Source organism: Pseudomonas sp. RSB 5.4 (assembly GCF_037126175.1).
Taxonomy (GTDB): Bacteria; Pseudomonadota; Gammaproteobacteria; order Pseudomonadales; family Pseudomonadaceae; genus Aquipseudomonas; species Aquipseudomonas fluorescens_H.
The window spans coordinates 6,147,306-6,164,694 of sequence record NZ_CP146986.1 but is presented as its reverse complement, the minus strand read 5'-3'; the positions used below and the strand labels follow the sequence as shown (position 1 = coordinate 6,164,694).

Genomic DNA, 17,389 nt, shown 5'->3' with positions numbered 1-17,389 from the left:
CAACGCTGCGCATGGCCCCTCATCAGGCATGGCAGCCGGCAATGATAAACACTACCGGCGTGGGGCAACACCCGCCGAACCAAAGATTCAGTGTTAAGAATTGCGCAACAAAGCATTTATTAGCATAAGGTTCCTGAATCCCGACTGATCTGCATCAATTCGATTACTGCTGATTCTCCTGTTCCGTGAACAGATCGCTGAACAGCATGCTCGACAGATAACGCTCACCGGAGTCCGGCAGAATCACCACGATGGTCTTGCCCTGCATTTCCGGGGTCTCAGCCAGACGCACTGCTACGGCCATGGCCGCGCCGCAAGAGATACCGCACAAGATCCCCTCCTCCTGCATCAGGCGCAGTGCCATGGCCTTGGACTCTTCGTCGGTGACCTGCTCCACCCGGTCGACCATCGACAGGTCAAGGTTTTTCGGCACGAAACCGGCGCCAATCCCCTGAATCTTGTGCGGGCTCGGTTTGATCTCCTGGCCCGCCAGTGCCTGGCTGATCACTGGCGAAGACACCGGCTCCACCGCCACCGATAGAATCGGTTTGCCCTGGGTATTCTTGATATACCGCGAAACGCCAGTGATGGTTCCGCCGGTCCCGACACCAGCCACCAGCACATCGACGGCGCCATCGGTGTCGTTCCAGATTTCCGGGCCGGTGGTTTTTTCATGGATCGCCGGGTTGGCCGGGTTATCGAACTGCGATGGCATAAAGTATTTGCCAGTGTCGCTGGCAACGATTTCCGCGGCCTTCTCGATCGCGCCTTTCATGCCCTTGGCCGGTTCAGTGAGGACCAGTTCTGCGCCGAGAGCCTTGAGTACCTTGCGCCGCTCGATACTCATCGAGGCCGGCATGGTCAGCATCAATTTGTAACCACGGGCGGCGGCAACGAAGGCCAGACCGATGCCGGTATTGCCCGACGTCGGCTCGACGATGGTCATGCCCGGCTTGAGTTTGCCGTTGCTTTCGGCGTCCCAGATCATGTTCGCGCCGATCCGGCACTTGACCGAATAACCGGGGTTGCGCCCCTCGATCTTGGCCAGGATGGTCACGCCGCGCGGCGCGATGCGGTTGATCTGCACCAGCGGCGTATTGCCGATGGAATGGGCGTTGTCAGCGAAAATACGGCTCATGGCTGGGTCCTTATGCAGCGTTGAATTCAGCCTTTCAAGGTATGCCTGTTGCCGGGCACAGTCCAGTCGGGTCGAACGTCTGCGCCGCGCTACAGTCAATCGCTTACATCGTTCGGGAATTGTTGCCATGAAGCGTCGCTACAGCTGGCCATTAGGGATTTTTGCCGTCGTCGTTGTGCTGCTGATCGTCCTGCACATCGCCCTGCCCTACTTGGTGCGCGATTACTTGAACGACAAACTGGCCGACATGGGCGATTACCGTGGCCAGGTCACCGACGTCGATCTGGCCCTGTGGCGTGGCGCCTATCGGATCAACGGCCTGAAAATCGTCAAGGTCGACGGCAAGGTACCGGTGCCGTTCGTCAACGCGCCCGTGATCGATCTGGCGGTCAGTTGGCACTCGCTGTGGTACGACCATGCCGTGGTAGCGCAGGTGCAGTTCTTCAATCCCGAGATCAACTTCGTCGATGGCGGCTCCAACAAACAGAATTCACAGACCGGTAAAGGCACTGACTGGCGCGCACAACTGGGCAAGCTGCTGCCGATCACCCTCGACGAAGTACAGATCCACGACGGCAAGATCAGTTTCCGCAATTTCAATTCCAAACCGCCGGTCAACATGAACGCCAGCAATGTCGAAGCGAGCATCTACAACCTGACCAACGTGGTCGACAAACAGGGTAAACGCGACGCCCGTTTCGAGGGCAAGGCCAAACTGCTCGGCCAGGCACCGCTGGAAACCACGGCGACTTTCGATCCGCTGAGCAATTTCGAGGACTTCCAGTTCCGCCTGCGCGCCCGCGACATCGAACTCAAGCGCTTGAACGACTTCGCCTCGGCCTACGGCAAGTTCGACTTCAATGCCGGCCATGGCGACGTGGTGATCGAAGCCCAGGCGAAAAAAGCCCAGGTCACTGGCTACATCAAGCCGCTGCTGCGCGACGTCGAAGTGTTCAACTGGCAGCAGGACGTGGAGAACAAGGACAAGAGCATCTTCCGCTCAGTCTGGGAAGCCATCGTCGGCGGCACGGAAACCGTGTTGAAGAACCAGGCGAAAAACCAGTTCGCCACCAAGGTCGAACTCAGTGGCAACGTGCATCAGCAAAACATCAGCGCGTTCGAAGCGTTTTTGCAGATTTTGCGCAATGGTTTCATTCAGGCCTTTAATGCGCGGTATGAAAGACCTAAGCCGGATGCGGGCTAAGACTTACGATTAACGACATATCGACCAGACTCTTCAGCTGCCAGGGTGGACTTTTGCTGCAATGAGTCCCAACCAAGACAAGCCAAGGCTAATGACCTGGGCACTGCCTCCCGCCCATTACTGTATCGGCTGATGCTGCGGGCACTGACCCCCAGCGCCTCGGCTGCCTGATTCAGTGAGAGTCCGGTACGTGCACGCCAATCGATGAAAATCCGAGTGTTTTCATCGGCAGCGTTTTGAGCCAGCGCATCCATATAAAGCGTGTCTGCGCCAATCTGTATATCGGGCTCAAGCCATTCGACCGTCCAGCCATAGTCGTCGAGGGTCGCAGCCGCAAAAACTTCGGGATCAAGCAATGGTTGCAGACCTGGATAAGCGTGAATATCTCGGCTCAGGTCAAGAGTCAGATCCTGACCATCAATAAAGGTCAGTTTCAATCGAAAACCTGAAAGTGCTTGCACAGCCGACAGACGCGGCCTTTTCATGGGTAACATCGTTTCCACTCCTCCAGCAGTTGCGCTTGATGAGCCGCAACCCAAGCCAACGCTTCCTTGATAATCAGCGGCGGTGCCTTGCCCGTCATGACTTCGACGGTTTCAAGGCTCAGCATCACGTCCACACCGCCACCGATCAGGTGGACATGGGGTGGCGGGTGATCTTTCTCGCGCAACTGAATGCGGTATTTGTCGCGAAATCGGTATTTAGTCGTCATGTCCGACAGGCTATCGCCAAATCGGCGATACCTGAATACTGGCCCCGGGCCGAAACCGAGTCAACATGTGACGCCCCATTCAGAGACTGAATAAGCCGTCTGCGTTCACAGTCGACCGGGCTGCGCGTTATAGTCGGGGCATCCGATTTTTTCGCCCCGCCCTGCCCGTGCAGGTCGGCGTTACCGTTCGAGGATTAGCAGATGAAGTTCGAAGGCACCCAGGCCTACGTCGCCACCGATGACCTGAAGCTGGCGGTCAATGCCGCCATCACCCTGGAGCGGCCACTGCTGGTCAAGGGCGAACCGGGCACCGGCAAGACCATGCTCGCCGAGCAACTGGCCGAATCGTTCGGCGCCAAGCTGATCACCTGGCACATCAAGTCCACCACCAAGGCCCATCAGGGCCTGTACGAGTACGATGCGGTCAGCCGTCTGCGCGACTCGCAATTGGGCAACGAAAAAGTCCACGACGTGCGCAATTACCTGAAGAAGGGCAAGCTGTGGGAGGCTTTCGAGTCCGAAGAGCGAGTGATCCTGCTGATCGACGAAATCGACAAGGCCGACATCGAGTTCCCCAACGACTTGCTGCAAGAACTCGACAAGATGGAGTTCTACGTTTACGAAATCGACGAGACCATCAAGGCCAAGAAGCGCCCGATCATCATCATTACCTCCAACAACGAGAAAGAGCTGCCGGACGCCTTCCTGCGCCGCTGCTTCTTCCATTACATCGCCTTCCCGGACCGCAGCACCCTGCAGAAAATCGTCGACGTGCACTACCCGGACATCAAGAAGGATCTGGTCAGCGAAGCGCTGGACGTGTTCTTCGACGTGCGCACGGTGCCGGGTCTGAAGAAGAAGCCGTCGACTTCCGAACTGGTGGACTGGCTGAAGCTGCTGATGGCCGACAACATCGGCGAAGCGGTGCTCCGCGAGCGCGATCCGACCAAGGCCATTCCGCCACTCGCCGGCGCCCTGGTGAAGAACGAACAGGACGTGCAGTTGCTTGAGCGCCTGGCATTCATGAGCCGTCGCGGCTCTCGATAAGGGCATCGTCATGCTGCTCAACCTGTTCAATGAAATGCGTGCCGCCAAGGTGCCGGTGTCGGTGCGCGAGCTGCTCGACCTGATCAACGCGCTGAAACAGCGCGTGACCTTCGCCGACATGGACGAGTTCTACTACTTGTCGCGGGCGATTCTGGTCAAGGACGAACGGCATTTCGACAAGTTCGACCGTGCGTTCGGCGCCTACTTCAATGGCCTGGAAAAACTCGACGATCACTTGCAGGCGCTGATTCCCGAAGACTGGCTGCGCAAGGAATTCGAGCGTTCGCTGACTGACGAGGAACGCGCGGCGATCCAGTCCCTCGGCGGCCTGGACAAGCTGATCGAAGAGTTCAAGAAACGTCTGGAAGAACAGAAGGAACGTCACGCCGGCGGCAACAAATGGATCGGCACCGGCGGCACCAGCCCATTCGGTTCCGGCGGCTTCAACCCGGAAGGTATTCGGGTCGGCGACGCCGGCAAGCGTCAGGGCAAAGCGGTCAAGGTCTGGGATCAGCGCGAGTACAAGAACCTCGACGATTCGGTGGAGCTGGGCACGCGCAACATTAAGGTTGCCCTGCGTCGTCTGCGCAAATTCGCCCGTCAGGGTGCGGCGGAAGAGCTGGATATCGACGGCACCATCGACCACACCGCCAAAGACGCCGGCCTGCTGAATATCCAGATGCGCCCCGAGCGGCGCAACACGGTAAAGCTGTTGCTGCTGTTCGACATCGGCGGCTCGATGGATGCACACGTGAAAATCTGCGAGGAATTGTTCTCGGCCTGCAAGACCGAGTTCAAGCATCTGGAGTACTTCTACTTCCACAACTTCATTTATGAGTCGGTGTGGAAGAACAACCTGCGCCGCACGTCCGAGCGTTTCTCGACGCAGGATCTGCTGCACAAGTACGGCGCCGACTACAAAGTGATCTTCATAGGTGACGCCGCCATGGCGCCCTACGAAATCACCCAGGCCGGCGGCAGCGTCGAGCACTGGAACGAAGAGCCGGGCTACGTGTGGATGCAGCGCTTCATGGAAAAGTACAAGAAGCTCATCTGGATCAACCCGTATCCGAAGGACACCTGGGGCTATACCTCGTCGACCAATATCGTGCGCGATTTGATCGAGGATCAGATGTATCCGCTGACCCTGCGCGGGCTTGAGGAAGGGATGCGGTTTCTGTCGAAATAACCTTCGTTAGCCGTGATGACCCTTCGCGAGCAAGCCCGCTCCCACATTTGGAATGCATTCCCCTGTGGGAGCGGGCTTGCTCGCGAAGCTCTCAGCTATTTCGAAAGCGCCGCAAATACTCGACATGCTCCCGGTGCGCCACGTCCTGCACCACCGGCCTCAACCGCACTTGCGCCCCCGGCAGACACTGCGCCAATCGCGCCAACGCCAACGGCGTCAGCGCTCCCAAACGTGGATAGCCACCAATCGTCTGCCGATCATTGAGCAAGACAATCGGCTGCCCATCCGGCGGCACCTGCACCGCCCCCAGCGGAATACCCTCGGAAATCATCGGCCGGCCCTGATACTGCAACGCCTTGCCCAACAAGCGAATGCCCATGCGGTCGGCACGACTGTCGAGCGTCCACGGACTGTTGAACACATCGAACAGACTCTGCCCGCTGAACTGACCAATCTGTGCGCCGAGCACCAGATCCAGCGGCGCATTGAGGCGCAGATCAGGTCGATGCGCCAGCGGCACTTCACGCACCTGCAGAACCGCACCGCGATAACTCAGTGCCGCGCCCTTGGCCAACGGCAACCCCATGCCATCCAGACCACCGAGCTCTTCGCGCACCACCGTAGCACTGCTGCCCAGCACCTGCGGCGCGTCGAAACCGCCGGGTGCCGCCAGATAAGCCCGGGCGCCAAGCAGCGGTTGGCTGAACTTCAAGATTTGCCCTTTGCTGAGCTTGAAACTGCGCCACGGCGCCAGCGCCTGCCCGTCAATCTGCGCGCCGAGATCCGCCCCGGCCAACGCCAGCAAGCAGTCTTCCTGCGCCCGTACGGCAAACCCGCCGAGGGTGATTTCGATCACCGGCAGATCCAGCGCATTGCCGAGCAACCAATTGCCCCAACTCATCGAACTCCAATCCGCGGCGCCGCCCTGGGTCACGCCCAAATGGCGCACGCCAAAGCGCCCGACGTCCTGCAACAAGCACAGCGGCGTGCTGGCCTCAATCGTCAATTGGCTCATGCCAGCGCCTCCAGTGGCGTGTCATCGCCGCCCAGGTTGATGAACTCGGCGTGGCTCACCGCTTCGAAACGCACGGTGTCGCCGGGTTGCATCAGGCTGTAGCCGTCGCGATGACGATCGAACAGTTTCGCCGGGGTGCGACCGATCAGGTTCCAGCCACCGGGGGATACCACTGGATAAGCCGCGGTCTGCCGCTCGGCGATACCGACGCTGCCGGCCGCGACTTTCTTGCGTGGGGTGTCCAGGCGTGGCGCCGCGAGGATTTCTTCCACCAGCCCCATGAAGGCAAATCCCGGCGCGAAGCCGAGGGCGAACACCTGATATTCGCGAGCGCTGTGCCGCCGAATCACCTCCTCCACCGCCAACCCGCTGCGCTGCGCCAGCAGGCTCAGTTCGGGGCCGACACTCAGGTCGTACCAGACCGGCAACACATGGCACTGGCCGCTGGTTCGAGCGTTCGGCGACAGATCGATCAACGCTTCAGCGATCAATTCACGGGCCTGATTCGGATTCAGTACCGTCAGGTCGTAATGCACCATCAGCGTGGTGTAGGACGGCACCAGGTCAATCAATTGCGCGCCAAATACCGTGCGCAGGCGCTCACTGGCAGCGAGCATCCACGGCATGTTGGCTTCGGCGATTTCATCGAACAGGCGCAGCATCAGGCAATCCACGGCCACCACTTCAATCCGTGGGTTCATGGCGCGCTCTGCTGATTCAGGGCCTCGCGAATGCGCTGCACGGCGGCCACCGAACTGGCGTTGTCGCCATGCACGCACAAGGTGTTGGCCTGCAACTGCAATGCGCTGCCGTCGCTGGCGACGAGTTCACCGCCACGGGCGATGGTCAGGGCCTGTTCGATGATTTTTTCTGGCTCGTGATGCACCGCGCCCGGCAGTTGCCGCGAAACCAGTCGACCTGCGCTGTCGTAGGCGCGGTCGGCGAAGGCTTCGAACCACAGGGTCACGCCGTATTCGTCACCGAGTTGCTGCGCCGCCGCGTTATCGCGGGTGGCCATCAGCATCAGCGGCAGGCTGCGATCATAGGCGGCCACGGCCTGAATCACTGCACGCAACTGCGCCGGGTTGGCCATCATGTCGTTGTACATCGCGCCGTGGGGTTTGACGTAACTGACCCGCCCGTCCTGCGCACGGCAAATGCCATCGAGCGCGCCGATCTGGTAATGCAGGATGTCTTGCAGCTCTTGCGCGGAATAGGCCATGGAACGTCGGCCGAAACCGACCAGATCCTGATAGGCCGGGTGCGCGCCAATCTGCACGCCGTGACTCAGGGCCAGGCTGACAGTCTTGCGCATGATGCTCGGGTCACCGGCATGGAAGCCGCAGGCCACGTTGGCGCAGTCGATGTAGGGCATGACTTCGGCGTCCAGACCCATGGTCCAACTGCCGAAACTCTCGCCGATGTCGCAATTCAATAGCAGGCGGCTCACGGTGAACACTCCTGTAGCTTCTTGTCTTTTTGTCTGTAGGACGCTTGCTCAGCAGGTTATCAGTTACTGCGCATCCAGTTGCTTGCCACGGGTTTCCGGCAGGCTCAACGCCGCGAGAATCACCACGCCGTAGGACACCGCCGCGAACGCGCCGATACCCACACTCAACGGCACTGTCTGGCTGAGCAGGCCGATCAGCAGCGGAAACAAAGCCGCCAGCGCCCGGCCGATGTTGTAGCAGAAGCCCTGCCCCGAACCGCGAATCCGCGTCGGAAACAGCTCGGTGAGAAACGCGCCCATGCCACTGAAAATCCCCGAGGCGAAGAAGCCCAGCGGAAAGCCCAGCCACAGCATCACCCCGTTGCTCACCGGCATTTGCGTGTACAGCAGAACGATGGTGAACGAGCCGACCGCGAACAGGATGAAGTTCTTTTTACGCCCGAGCAGATCGGTCAGATAAGCGCTGATCACATAGCCGACGTAGGACCCGACGATCACCATGGCCAGATACCCGCCAGTGCCGAGCACACTCAAGCCGCGTTCATTCTTGAGAAAAGTCGGCAGCCACGAGGTGATCGCGTAATAACCGCCGAGTGCACCGGTGGTCAGCAGCGACGCACGGAACGTGGTGAACAGCATGCCGGGGGCGAAGATCTCGTAGAACTTTGCCGGGTTCTGCGGAGTTTGCGCAGCCTTGGCTTCGCGATAGATCTCCGGGTCCTTCACCAGACGCCGCACGAAGATCACGAAAATGGCCGGGACAATGCCGAGGATGAACAGCGCACGCCAGGCATCTTCCGGCGGCAACACCGAGAACAGCAGTGCATACAGAATCGCCGTCAGCCCCCACCCCAGCGCCCAGCCGGATTGCACCATGCCCACCGCTTTGCCGCGATCCTTGGCGCGGATCACTTCACCGATCAGCACCGCGCCGGCGGTCCATTCGCCGCCGAAACCGAAGCCCATCAGGGTGCGGGCGATCAGCAGCTGTTCGTAGTTCTGCGCAAAACCGCAAAGGAACGTGAAAAAGGCGAACCACAGCACCGTCAGTTGCAGGGTGCGCACGCGGCCAATACGGTCGGAGAGAATCCCCGCGACCCAGCCGCCAATGGCCGAGGCGATCAGGGTGCTGGTGTGAATCAGCCCGGCCTGCCCGGTGGTGATACCCCACATGGCAATCAGGGTCGGCACCACGAAGCTGAGCATTTGCGTGTCCATGCCATCCAGGCCATAGCCGATCTTGCAGCTCCAGAAGGTGCGACGTTCCTGCTGATTGATATTGCGATACCAGTCGAACGGTCCGGGGCGGGCCGTGCTCTTGGGGAGGTCGAGGGTGTCGGGCGCACGCATGGCAAGTCTCCGCAGGCTTTTATTGGTCTTGTTCGAAGTTCCGACGACGCCTATCGTGGGAACCGGATGCGCCGATTTTTGGGCGCGCCGCCCTGCTGCGTCCAACGAATAAAAACCCGCCTTAGGCATAAGAAAAATTTGTCACCCGAGCCGTTGCCATGAACCTGAAGTTTCTCGAGACCTTTGTCTGGGTCGCCCGGCTGAAGAGTTTTCGCCTGACCGCCGACAAGCTGTTCACCACCCAGGCGTCGATTTCCAGCCGCATCGCGGTGCTCGAAGGCGAACTGGGGGTGAAGCTGTTTCTGCGTGATTCACGCGGCGTCAGCCTGACACCCGAAGGCCTGAAAGTGCTGGATTATGCCGAGCAGATGCTCGATACGATGTCAGCCCTGAAGCAATCGATCGAGACCCGCTCGAGCAAGGTCGGCCGGGTGCGCATCGGCGTGATGGACACGGTGATCCACACCTGGCTCAGCCCGTTGGTGGCGCAGATGACCGATTTGTATCCACGGGTGGAAATCGAGCTGGTGGCGGATACCTCGCTGAACCTCTGCGATCAGCTGCAAAAAGGCTTTCTCGACATCGTTCTGCAAACCGATCTGGTGCGTCACGAAAGCGTGCGCAGTCTGGAGCTGGCCAGCCATCCGCTGGGCTGGATCGTTGCGAGCAATTCAATCTACAACCGTGACTATGCCGACCTCGGCGAACTGGCGCAGGAACGGATCATCACCTACTCGAAGAACTCCCGACCGCATCAGGATCTGCTGGCATTGATGCAGACCAACGGTGTGCTGGCGCCGCGCCTGAATTGCGTGAATTCGGTGTCGGCGATTACCCGGCTGTTGCGCGATGGTTTTGGTATTGGCGTACTGCCGCCGGTGCTGGTGGCCGAGGAACTGGCGCGGGGTGAATTGACCTTGCTCGACATCGACCAGCGACCACCGAATCTGCAAGTGGTGGTGTCGTGGCGAGTGGGCGTGGAGTGGGTCGAGGAGATGGTGACGTTGTGTCAGCAGGTGCTGGAGGGGTATGCGCGCAAGGTCGGTGAAAAGTACATCACCCTCACTCAGTAATCACACCTGTGGTGAGGGGATTTATCCCCGATGGGCTGCGCAGCAGTCCTGAAACCTGAGCAATCAGGTTGATCTGACACACCGTTGAGGGCCGCTTCGCGCCCCATCGGGGATAAATCCCCTCGCCACAGAGAGAGCTTTGCAAGATTTAAAGACCACGCACATCCCGGTCTTCAATCGGCCGGCTCTGGCGCAAACGCCGGCCACCGAGCACCACCCAGTCAATCAGACGAATCAGGCACTCAATGCCGAACGACAGCAACAACGCGCCGCTCATGCCCCAGATCATCGCTTCCGGAGTCAGCAGGATCTGGTAGCTGTAGCCGTTCCAGGTTTCCTTGCGAATGTCCGGGTCGGCGGCCAGCACCACTTGCAGGAAGCGGATGTACCACGGGCCCTGCATCGCCTGGAACTGTTTATCCAGCGCCAACTGCCGGTCGAGCAAAGTGCTCAGGCTGTCGGCATCGCTGCGAAACACCGGATCGTCACTGGCGCGGTAATGTGCAACCAGCGCCTGCAAGTCGCCCTTGAAGAACTGCTCGGCGGTGCCCTGGAAACCGCGCAAACCGGTCTGCGCTTCGATCAGATGGGCTTCGACACGTTTGGCGTAATCGTTGATGAACCCCGGCACCTGGACACCGATCAACAGGCCCGCCGCAAACAACACCAGCCGTAGATAACTGAGCAACATCGAGGAGAGATCCTTTATTCGGTCGTGCCCTGGCTGACGCATTCGCCGCGTCGCCACAGGCTCCATTGGCCCGGTTCGTAACGGGTCCAGGTTTCGTTTTCGGTCAAAGGCTCGGTGGCGATCACCGTGACCACATCGTTGGGCGTGGTTTCTGCCTGGAAATCGACGATCACATCGACATCCTTGAGTCGCGCCGGACCGAACGGTGCGCGCCGGGTGATCTGTGCCAGTTTGGTCGAGCAATAGCAGAACAGCCAGTCGCCATCGCTGAGCAGGCAGTTGAACACGCCTTTGCTGCGGTATTCGGCGCAGGCGGCGACCAGATCCGGCAGCAGCACTTCTATATCGACCGGTTCCGGGAATGCGGCACGCACGCGGTTGAGCAAATCGCAGAAGGCCGCTTCGCTGTCGGTGTCGCCCACCGGGCGGTAGAAACTCTTGATCGGGGTGAAGTCGGCGAGCTGGCCGTTGTGCGCGAAGCACCAGTTACGCCCCCACAGTTCGCGGACGAACGGGTGGGTGTTGGACAGGCAGACCTTGCCGACGTTGGCCTGGCGGATATGGCCGATGACCACTTCGCTCTTGATCGGATAGCGCTGTACCAGGTTGGCGACTTCCGATTCGCTGCTGGCGGCCGGGTCCTGAAACAGGCGCAAACCGCGACCTTCGTAGAAAGCGATGCCCCAGCCGTCGCGGTGCGGGCCGGTACGTCCGCCGCGCTGCATCAGGCCGGTGAAGCTGAACACGATATCGGTCGGCACGTTGGCACTCATGCCCAGTAGTTCACACATGTGCTGACTCTCGTGATTACAGACGCGGCTCGACGCGCATGCGTTGCGGATTGTTCGGCAACGGCGGGCGACCGTAACGGTCGTCTCCGGCACCGCCGAACGGCTGATCGTCGTCGCGATCATCGGCACGGGCCGCGGCCTTGGCGGCTTCGGCCTGCTCGCGTCGGGCGCGGGAAGCGCGTTCGATCGGGAAGCGGATCAACACGAAGATCAGGTAGATGCCGAACGCAATCATGCCGTACATGAACAGGTCGGAAATCGCCCGCCAGGCGTTGTTGCCGACCTTGAAGGCCAGGTCCAGCGCGGTAATGGCGATCGACGGTGCGACCTTGGCTTTCACCGGGTCAATGATGGTCGGGCTGAACAGCAACACCGCCATCAGCACCCGCAGCGGCTCGCGCAGCCAGCGCCACATCCAGCGGGTCAGGCGCATCCATACCAACAGGCAGCCCACAGCGGCAAAGGCGTAGAGGCCCCAGGCGATCAGATAGTCGTTCTCGGTCATGGTGTCCATGGCAAGGCAGGCAAAGAGGCGCTTATAGTAACGACTTTTCGCCCGTCAGGCTTGTCCCAATGCCAGACGGCCAACAGCAAACCCTGTGGGAGCGAGCTTGCTCGCGAAAGCGTTGGGTCAGTGAAACAAATGTCATCTGACAAGACGCCTTCGCGAGCAAGCTCGCTCCCACAGGGAAGTGCGATGGTTTCAAGAGCTGCGAAAACCCTTATTCCGTAAATGTCCGAGAGCCTTCCATGCCCGAATCCGCCCACGTCCTCCGCGCCCCGATCGCCCACAAGGCTGCCGGTGCCGACCCGTATGCCTGGCTGCAGGAACGCGACACCGACGCGGTGCTCGACTACCTCAAGGCTGAAAACGCCTATCAGGAAGCACAGACCGCCGATCAGGCCGGCCTGCGCGAAAGCCTGTTCGAAGAGATCAAGGGCCGGATCCTCGAGACCGACCTGTCCCTGCCTTCGCCCTGGGGGCCGTATCTGTATTACACCCGCACCACCGCGGGTGACGAGTACGCTCGGCATTACCGTTGCCCGCGTCCGGCTGACGACAGCCTGACCCTCGATGAAAGCCGCGAACAACTGCTGCTCGACCCGAACGTGCTGGCCAATGGCGGTTTCTTCTCGCTCGGTGCGTTCAGCATCAGCCCGGATCACCAGCGCCTGGCCTACAGCGTCGATGCCTCGGGCGACGAGATCTACACACTGTTCGTCAAGGAACTGGCCAACGACAAGGTCAGCGAGCTGGAATTCGAAGACTGCGACGGCAGCATGACCTGGGCCAACGACAGCCTGACGCTGTTCTTTGGCGTGCTCGACGACACTCATCGCCCACACAAACTGTATCGCTATCGCCTCGACGGCACGGCCGCCGAAGAGGTTTTCCATGAACCGGACGGGCGCTTCTTCCTGCATTGCTACCGCTCCAGTTCCGAGCAGCAATTGCTGCTGACCCTGGGCAGCAAGACCACCAGCGAAGTCTGGGCACTGGATGCGCATCAGCCACATCTGCCCTTCACCTGCCTGGCACCACGGGTCGAGGATCATGAATACGACGTCGACCACGGTGTGCTTGAAGGCGCGTGGACCTGGTTCATCCGCACCAACCGCGATGGCATCAACTTCGCCCTGTATCAGGCGCCGGACACTGGTGCGGTACCGAGCGAAGCCGACTGGCAGAACCTGATCCCGCACAGCGATACGGTGATGCTCGACGGCGTGACGCTGAACACCGCGGCCATGACCCTGAGCCTGCGCGAAGGCGGTTTGCCGATCATCGAAGTTCACCCGCAAGGCCAGACGCCGTATCGCGTACAACTGCCGGACGCGGCCTACAGCCTCTATGTGCAGAACAGTCTGGAGTTCGAGAGCGACCGCATTCGTCTGCGTTACGAGGCGTTGAACCGTCCGGCGCAGGTTCGGCAGTTGCTGCTGGCCAGCGGCGAGCAAACCGTCCTGAAAGAAACCCCGGTGCTCGGCCCGTTCGATGCCGACGCCTACGTCAGCCAACGCCTGTGGGCCACCGCGCCGGACGGCACGCAGGTGCCGATCAGTCTGGTGATGAAACGCGAGATGGTCGGCAAACCGGTGCCGCTGTATCTGTACGGTTATGGCGCCTACGGTTCCAGCCTCGATCCGTGGTTCTCCCACGCACGCCTCAGCCTGCTGGACCGCGGCATGGCTTTCGCCATCGCCCATGTGCGTGGCGGCGGTGAGCTGGGCGAAGCCTGGTATCGCGCCGGCAAGCAGGAAAACAAGCACAACACCTTCAGCGACTTCATTGCCTGCGCCGAATTCCTGATCCTCAACGGCATCACCACCGCTGAAAAACTGGCGATCAGCGGCGGCAGCGCTGGCGGCTTGTTGATTGGCGCGGTGCTGAACCAGCGTCCAGACCTGTTCGGCGTGGCGATTGCCGAAGTGCCGTTCGTCGACGTGCTCAACACCATGCTCGACCCGGACTTGCCGCTGACCGTCACCGAATACGACGAATGGGGCAACCCCGAAGAGCCGGACGTCTACGAGCGGATCAAGGCCTACGCGCCGTACGAAAACGTCACCGCGCAGAATTATCCGGCAACCCTGGTGATCGCCGGCTACAACGACAGTCGCGTGCAGTACTGGGAAGCGGCCAAATGGGTGGCGAAATTGCGCGCGACCAAGACCGACGACAATCTGCTGCTGCTCAAGACCGAACTCGGTGCCGGGCATGGCGGAATGAGCGGGCGTTATCAGGGATTACGTGACGTAGCGCTCGAATATGCATTTGTGTTCAAGGTTTTGGGCCTGGCCTGAGGAACTCCGTCGGTCACTTGGGTCTTAACTCCAGACCCAGGGGGCCGATACACCACAGATCCTGTAGGAGTGAGCCTTTGTGGTGAGGGGATTTATCCCCGATGGGTGGCGAAGCCGCCCTGAATCTGCAATGCGATTCTTTCAGACAGATCGCATTGGCGGATTTGCGGCTGCTGCGCAGCCGATCGGGGATAAATCCCCTCACCACAGGCTCACTCCTACAAGGGTCCGTGTAGTGCCTTGAAAATGTGAAAACAATAAAGACCGCAATGACATGTCAGAACCCACCCTGCTGAACAACGAAATTCGCGACTGGCTGATGGACTGTGGCCTGTTCGATCAATTGCAACTGGCGGACTTTGCCGCAGCCTCGGGCTACTTCAGCATCAGCACCGTGGCGGAGGGCGAAGCGATTTTCCGTGAGGGCGATGCCGGCAGTTTCATGTGCATCCTCCACACCGGTCAGGTCGCCGTGCAGAAGACTGGCCCCGACGGCCAGGTCATCACCATGGCCACCCTGCGCAGCGGTCGGGCGTTCGGGGAAATGGCCGTGCTGGATGGCGAGCGCCGTTCGGCGACCTGCGTCGCCGCGAGCAACTGTCAGTTGCTCAATCTGGGCAAGGATTCGCTGGAAAAGATGCTCAACGACGCACCGAAGATCGCCGCCAAGATCATCCGTGCCCTTGCCGTGTCCCTCTCCAAACGCCTGCGCATGGCTGACGGCCAACTCGCGGCGCAACAGATTTAACCGCCCGGGGATTTGACCTTGGTGCCGCTCGGTTCGATGCCCGGCACCGGTTGATCCTTGCTCGGCGGGCTAGGCATTTCGATCGGCACCAGCGGCGGGCTGCCACTGCCGGCACCGGCCTTCGGTGCGCTGATCGGGGTGATTTGCGGATACGGCGTCGGCGTGGCGGTGCCGGGTGAGCCGGGTTGCGGCGTCGGGCTGACCGGAATGGTCTGCTGCGCCTGCACTGCAGTAATCGAGAGCGCGGCCAGGGCAATGACCGTTAGAATGGTGCGCTTCATCAAGGGCTCCGTTTGGCCTTTAGTCTGCGCTCAGGCTACTCCCAACGGGCCTGCTTGCCTTCCCCTTTGTAGAGATTTCCATGAAACGTTTCGTTCTGCTCGACACCACGCCGATCCCAGATAACGGCGGTGCCCTGTGCCTGTTCGAGTATGGCGAGGATTTCGTCATCAAGATCCAGGGCGGCGACGGCGGGCAATTGATGAACACGCGCATGCACGGTTCGGAAGATGCACTGGCCGAGATCCCTTGCCGCAAGGTCGCCGGCCGGCCGAATTCGCGGGTGTTGATCGGCGGTTTGGGCATGGGTTTCACCCTTGCCTCGGCGCTCAAACATCTGGGCAAGGGTGCCGAAGTGGTGGTCGCCGAACTGGTGCCCGGCGTGGTCGAGTGGAACCGTGGGCCGCTCGGTGAAAAGTCCGGGCGACCGTTGCTCGATCCGCGCACAGTGATCCGTCAGGACGACGTGGCCAAAGTGTTGCAAAGCGAGCCGAACGGCTTCGACGCGATCATGCTCGACGTCGACAACGGCCCCGAAGGCCTGACGCAGAAAGCCAACAGCTGGCTGTACTCGGCCGCCGGCCTGAACGCCTGCGCCAAAGCCCTGCGGCCCAAGGGTGTGCTGGCGGTGTGGTCGGCCAGCGCCGACCGGCAGTTTTCCGACAAATTGAAGAAGGCCGGTTTCAAGGCCGAGGAAGTGCAGGTCTTCGCCCATGGCAACAAGGGCACCCGCCACACGATCTGGATTGCCGAGAAGCTCAAGGGCTGAGCTAAACTCTGCACATAACCGTCATTAGTCTTTTTACAAAGGTGAACCCATGAGTTCGTCCACCCCGACCAACACGTCGAAGCTCGATCGCATCCTTGCCGATAACCAGCGCGACAAGGAAATGGGCTACCGCGACAAGGCCCTGAAAATGTACCCGCACGTGTGTGGCCGCTGCGCCCGTGAGTTTTCCGGCAAGCGTCTGAGCGAACTGACCGTGCATCACCGCGATCACAACCACGACAACAACCCGCAGGATGGCTCGAACTGGGAACTGTTGTGCCTGTATTGCCACGACAACGAACACTCGCGCTACACCGACCAGCAATATTTCGGCGACGGCTCGCTGAGCACGCCGAAAATCGCCAAGGCCACGCATAACCCGTTTGCTGCCCTCGCCGGGCTGATGAAGAAAGAAGACTGAAGAACTTCAGCGCCTGACCTGGCCCTTTCGCGAGCAAGCCCGCTCCCACAATGATTTTGGTCGCTCACAAATTTTGTGAACACCTGAGATACCTGTGGGAGCTGGCTTGCCAGCGATGAGGCCAGACCAGACACCACAGATCTCGAATCTGCCCGCCCTCCCCCAATCCCCGTATAATCGCCCTCTTTTTCCCGAAGGCACCCCGCTCGTGGCAGACAAACGTTACAGCTGCATTGGTTTGTACAACCCCAAATCACCGGAGAACGTCGGTTCGGTGATGCGCGCCGCAGGCTGTTACGGCGTGGCGTCGGTGTTTTACACCGGCAAGCGTTATGAACGCGCCGCCGATTTCGTCACCGATACCAAGCGCGTGCACTACGACATTCCGCTGATCGGCATCGATGATCTGAAGAAGATCCTCCCGCTCAACTGCGTCCCGGTCGCCGTGGAACTGGTCGAGGGCGCCCGCCCGCTGCCGGAATACACCCACCCGGATCGCGCGCTGTACATCTTCGGCCCCGAAGACGGCTCGCTGGATAAAGAGATCCGCGACTGGTGCGAAGACGTCGTGTACATCCCGACCACCGGCTGCATGAACCTGGCGGCGACGGTCAACGTCGTGCTCTACGACCGCATGGCCAAGGGCCTGAATACTCGCTCCGGTCCGAAATTCCGCTGAAACGTCGCACATCCGATGGAACGAGCCG

Annotated in this window: 20 protein-coding genes; 9 read left to right on the top strand and 11 right to left on the bottom strand. The window is 60.4% G+C overall.

Annotation, left to right across the window (positions count from 1 at the left end):
• Window positions 1–163: 163 nt before the first annotated feature.
• Window positions 164–1,138 (bottom strand): cysteine synthase A, encoded by a 975-nt coding sequence (cysK, locus tag V9L13_RS27910; RefSeq protein WP_003222645.1) that lies wholly within the window; start codon window positions 1,136–1,138, stop codon window positions 164–166.
• Between the two features lie 127 nt (window positions 1,139–1,265).
• Between cysK and V9L13_RS27905 the strand changes: the two genes are divergently transcribed.
• On the top strand, window positions 1,266–2,342 hold the full coding sequence (locus V9L13_RS27905) for a DUF748 domain-containing protein (RefSeq protein WP_338801063.1): 1,077 nt from the start codon (window positions 1,266–1,268) through the stop codon (window positions 2,340–2,342).
• Here the strand turns inward: V9L13_RS27905 and V9L13_RS27900 are convergent.
• Window positions 2,339–2,836 (bottom strand): helix-turn-helix domain-containing protein, encoded by a 498-nt coding sequence (locus V9L13_RS27900; protein ID WP_329699366.1) that lies wholly within the window; start codon window positions 2,834–2,836, stop codon window positions 2,339–2,341. The genes V9L13_RS27905 and V9L13_RS27900 overlap by 4 nt on opposite strands.
• Entirely contained in the window at window positions 2,824–3,054 is a 231-nt protein-coding gene (locus tag V9L13_RS27895) for a DUF4160 domain-containing protein (protein ID WP_338801062.1), read from the bottom strand. Before V9L13_RS27895 ends, V9L13_RS27900 begins: the two co-directional genes overlap by 13 nt.
• Before the next feature lie 201 nt (window positions 3,055–3,255).
• Between V9L13_RS27895 and V9L13_RS27890 the strand changes: the two genes are divergently transcribed.
• Both V9L13_RS27890 and V9L13_RS27885 read left to right on the top strand, forming a co-directional pair.
• The gene (locus V9L13_RS27890) at window positions 3,256–4,101 is read left to right on the top strand and encodes a MoxR family ATPase (protein WP_338801061.1); all 846 of its coding nucleotides are present in this window, start codon (window positions 3,256–3,258) and stop codon (window positions 4,099–4,101) included.
• 10 nt (window positions 4,102–4,111) lie between these two features.
• Complete coding sequence (locus V9L13_RS27885; protein ID WP_338801060.1) at window positions 4,112–5,290, top strand: VWA domain-containing protein; 1,179 nt, start codon at window positions 4,112–4,114, stop codon at window positions 5,288–5,290.
• A 91-nt stretch (window positions 5,291–5,381) separates the two neighbouring features.
• Here V9L13_RS27885 and V9L13_RS27880 read toward each other — a convergent pair whose 3' ends face one another.
• The 4 genes from V9L13_RS27880 to V9L13_RS27865 all read right to left on the bottom strand — a co-directional run bounded on the left by V9L13_RS27880 (window position 5,382) and on the right by V9L13_RS27865 (window position 9,105).
• A complete protein-coding gene (locus V9L13_RS27880) occupies window positions 5,382–6,305 on the bottom strand; it encodes a biotin-dependent carboxyltransferase family protein (RefSeq protein ID WP_338801059.1) in 924 nt (307 codons plus the stop codon).
• Complete coding sequence (pxpB, locus tag V9L13_RS27875; RefSeq protein WP_338801058.1) at window positions 6,302–7,006, bottom strand: 5-oxoprolinase subunit PxpB; 705 nt, start codon at window positions 7,004–7,006, stop codon at window positions 6,302–6,304. Before pxpB ends, V9L13_RS27880 begins: the two co-directional genes overlap by 4 nt.
• Window positions 7,003–7,755 (bottom strand): 5-oxoprolinase subunit PxpA, encoded by a 753-nt coding sequence (locus tag V9L13_RS27870; RefSeq protein WP_338801057.1) that lies wholly within the window; start codon window positions 7,753–7,755, stop codon window positions 7,003–7,005. Before V9L13_RS27870 ends, pxpB begins: the two co-directional genes overlap by 4 nt.
• A gap of 63 nt (window positions 7,756–7,818) precedes the next feature.
• Window positions 7,819–9,105 (bottom strand): MFS transporter, encoded by a 1,287-nt coding sequence (locus tag V9L13_RS27865; RefSeq protein ID WP_003222629.1) that lies wholly within the window; start codon window positions 9,103–9,105, stop codon window positions 7,819–7,821.
• Window positions 9,106–9,263: 158 nt separating this feature from the next.
• Between V9L13_RS27865 and V9L13_RS27860 the strand changes: the two genes are divergently transcribed.
• Window positions 9,264–10,178 (top strand): LysR family transcriptional regulator, encoded by a 915-nt coding sequence (locus V9L13_RS27860; RefSeq protein WP_338801056.1) that lies wholly within the window; start codon window positions 9,264–9,266, stop codon window positions 10,176–10,178.
• Between the two features lie 148 nt (window positions 10,179–10,326).
• On the opposite strand, the gene V9L13_RS27855 is transcribed toward V9L13_RS27860, so the two are convergent.
• Genes V9L13_RS27855 through V9L13_RS27845 form a run of 3 tightly spaced genes read right to left on the bottom strand, consistent with a single transcriptional unit; the run spans window position 10,327 to window position 12,174 of the window.
• Complete coding sequence (locus tag V9L13_RS27855; RefSeq protein WP_003222626.1) at window positions 10,327–10,869, bottom strand: DUF2937 family protein; 543 nt, start codon at window positions 10,867–10,869, stop codon at window positions 10,327–10,329.
• 14 nt (window positions 10,870–10,883) lie between these two features.
• Window positions 10,884–11,660 (bottom strand): class II glutamine amidotransferase, encoded by a 777-nt coding sequence (locus V9L13_RS27850; protein ID WP_025110635.1) that lies wholly within the window; start codon window positions 11,658–11,660, stop codon window positions 10,884–10,886.
• A 16-nt stretch (window positions 11,661–11,676) separates the two neighbouring features.
• Window positions 11,677–12,174 (bottom strand): hypothetical protein, encoded by a 498-nt coding sequence (locus tag V9L13_RS27845; protein ID WP_007969598.1) that lies wholly within the window; start codon window positions 12,172–12,174, stop codon window positions 11,677–11,679.
• A 236-nt stretch (window positions 12,175–12,410) separates the two neighbouring features.
• Between V9L13_RS27845 and V9L13_RS27840 the strand changes: the two genes are divergently transcribed.
• Both V9L13_RS27840 and V9L13_RS27835 read left to right on the top strand, forming a co-directional pair.
• Entirely contained in the window at window positions 12,411–14,465 is a 2,055-nt protein-coding gene (locus V9L13_RS27840; RefSeq protein WP_338801055.1) for a S9 family peptidase, read from the top strand.
• A gap of 274 nt (window positions 14,466–14,739) precedes the next feature.
• Window positions 14,740–15,213, top strand: coding sequence for a cyclic nucleotide-binding domain-containing protein (locus V9L13_RS27835; RefSeq protein WP_103484422.1), 474 nt, complete (start codon window positions 14,740–14,742; stop codon window positions 15,211–15,213).
• Here the strand turns inward: V9L13_RS27835 and V9L13_RS27830 are convergent.
• Complete coding sequence (locus V9L13_RS27830) at window positions 15,210–15,494, bottom strand: hypothetical protein (protein ID WP_003222617.1); 285 nt, start codon at window positions 15,492–15,494, stop codon at window positions 15,210–15,212. The genes V9L13_RS27835 and V9L13_RS27830 overlap by 4 nt on opposite strands.
• Window positions 15,495–15,574: 80 nt before the next feature.
• On the opposite strand from V9L13_RS27830, the gene V9L13_RS27825 reads away from it, so the two are divergent.
• From V9L13_RS27825 to V9L13_RS27815, 3 genes are all read left to right on the top strand, one after another.
• Window positions 15,575–16,261, top strand: coding sequence for a spermidine synthase (locus V9L13_RS27825; protein ID WP_003222615.1), 687 nt, complete (start codon window positions 15,575–15,577; stop codon window positions 16,259–16,261).
• A 49-nt stretch (window positions 16,262–16,310) separates the two neighbouring features.
• The gene (locus V9L13_RS27820; RefSeq protein ID WP_003222612.1) at window positions 16,311–16,682 is read left to right on the top strand and encodes a YajD family HNH nuclease; all 372 of its coding nucleotides are present in this window, start codon (window positions 16,311–16,313) and stop codon (window positions 16,680–16,682) included.
• 208 nt (window positions 16,683–16,890) lie between these two features.
• Window positions 16,891–17,361, top strand: a complete 471-nt coding sequence (locus V9L13_RS27815) for an RNA methyltransferase (protein WP_007911337.1) — start codon at window positions 16,891–16,893, stop codon at window positions 17,359–17,361.
• Window positions 17,362–17,389 lie beyond the last annotated feature (28 nt).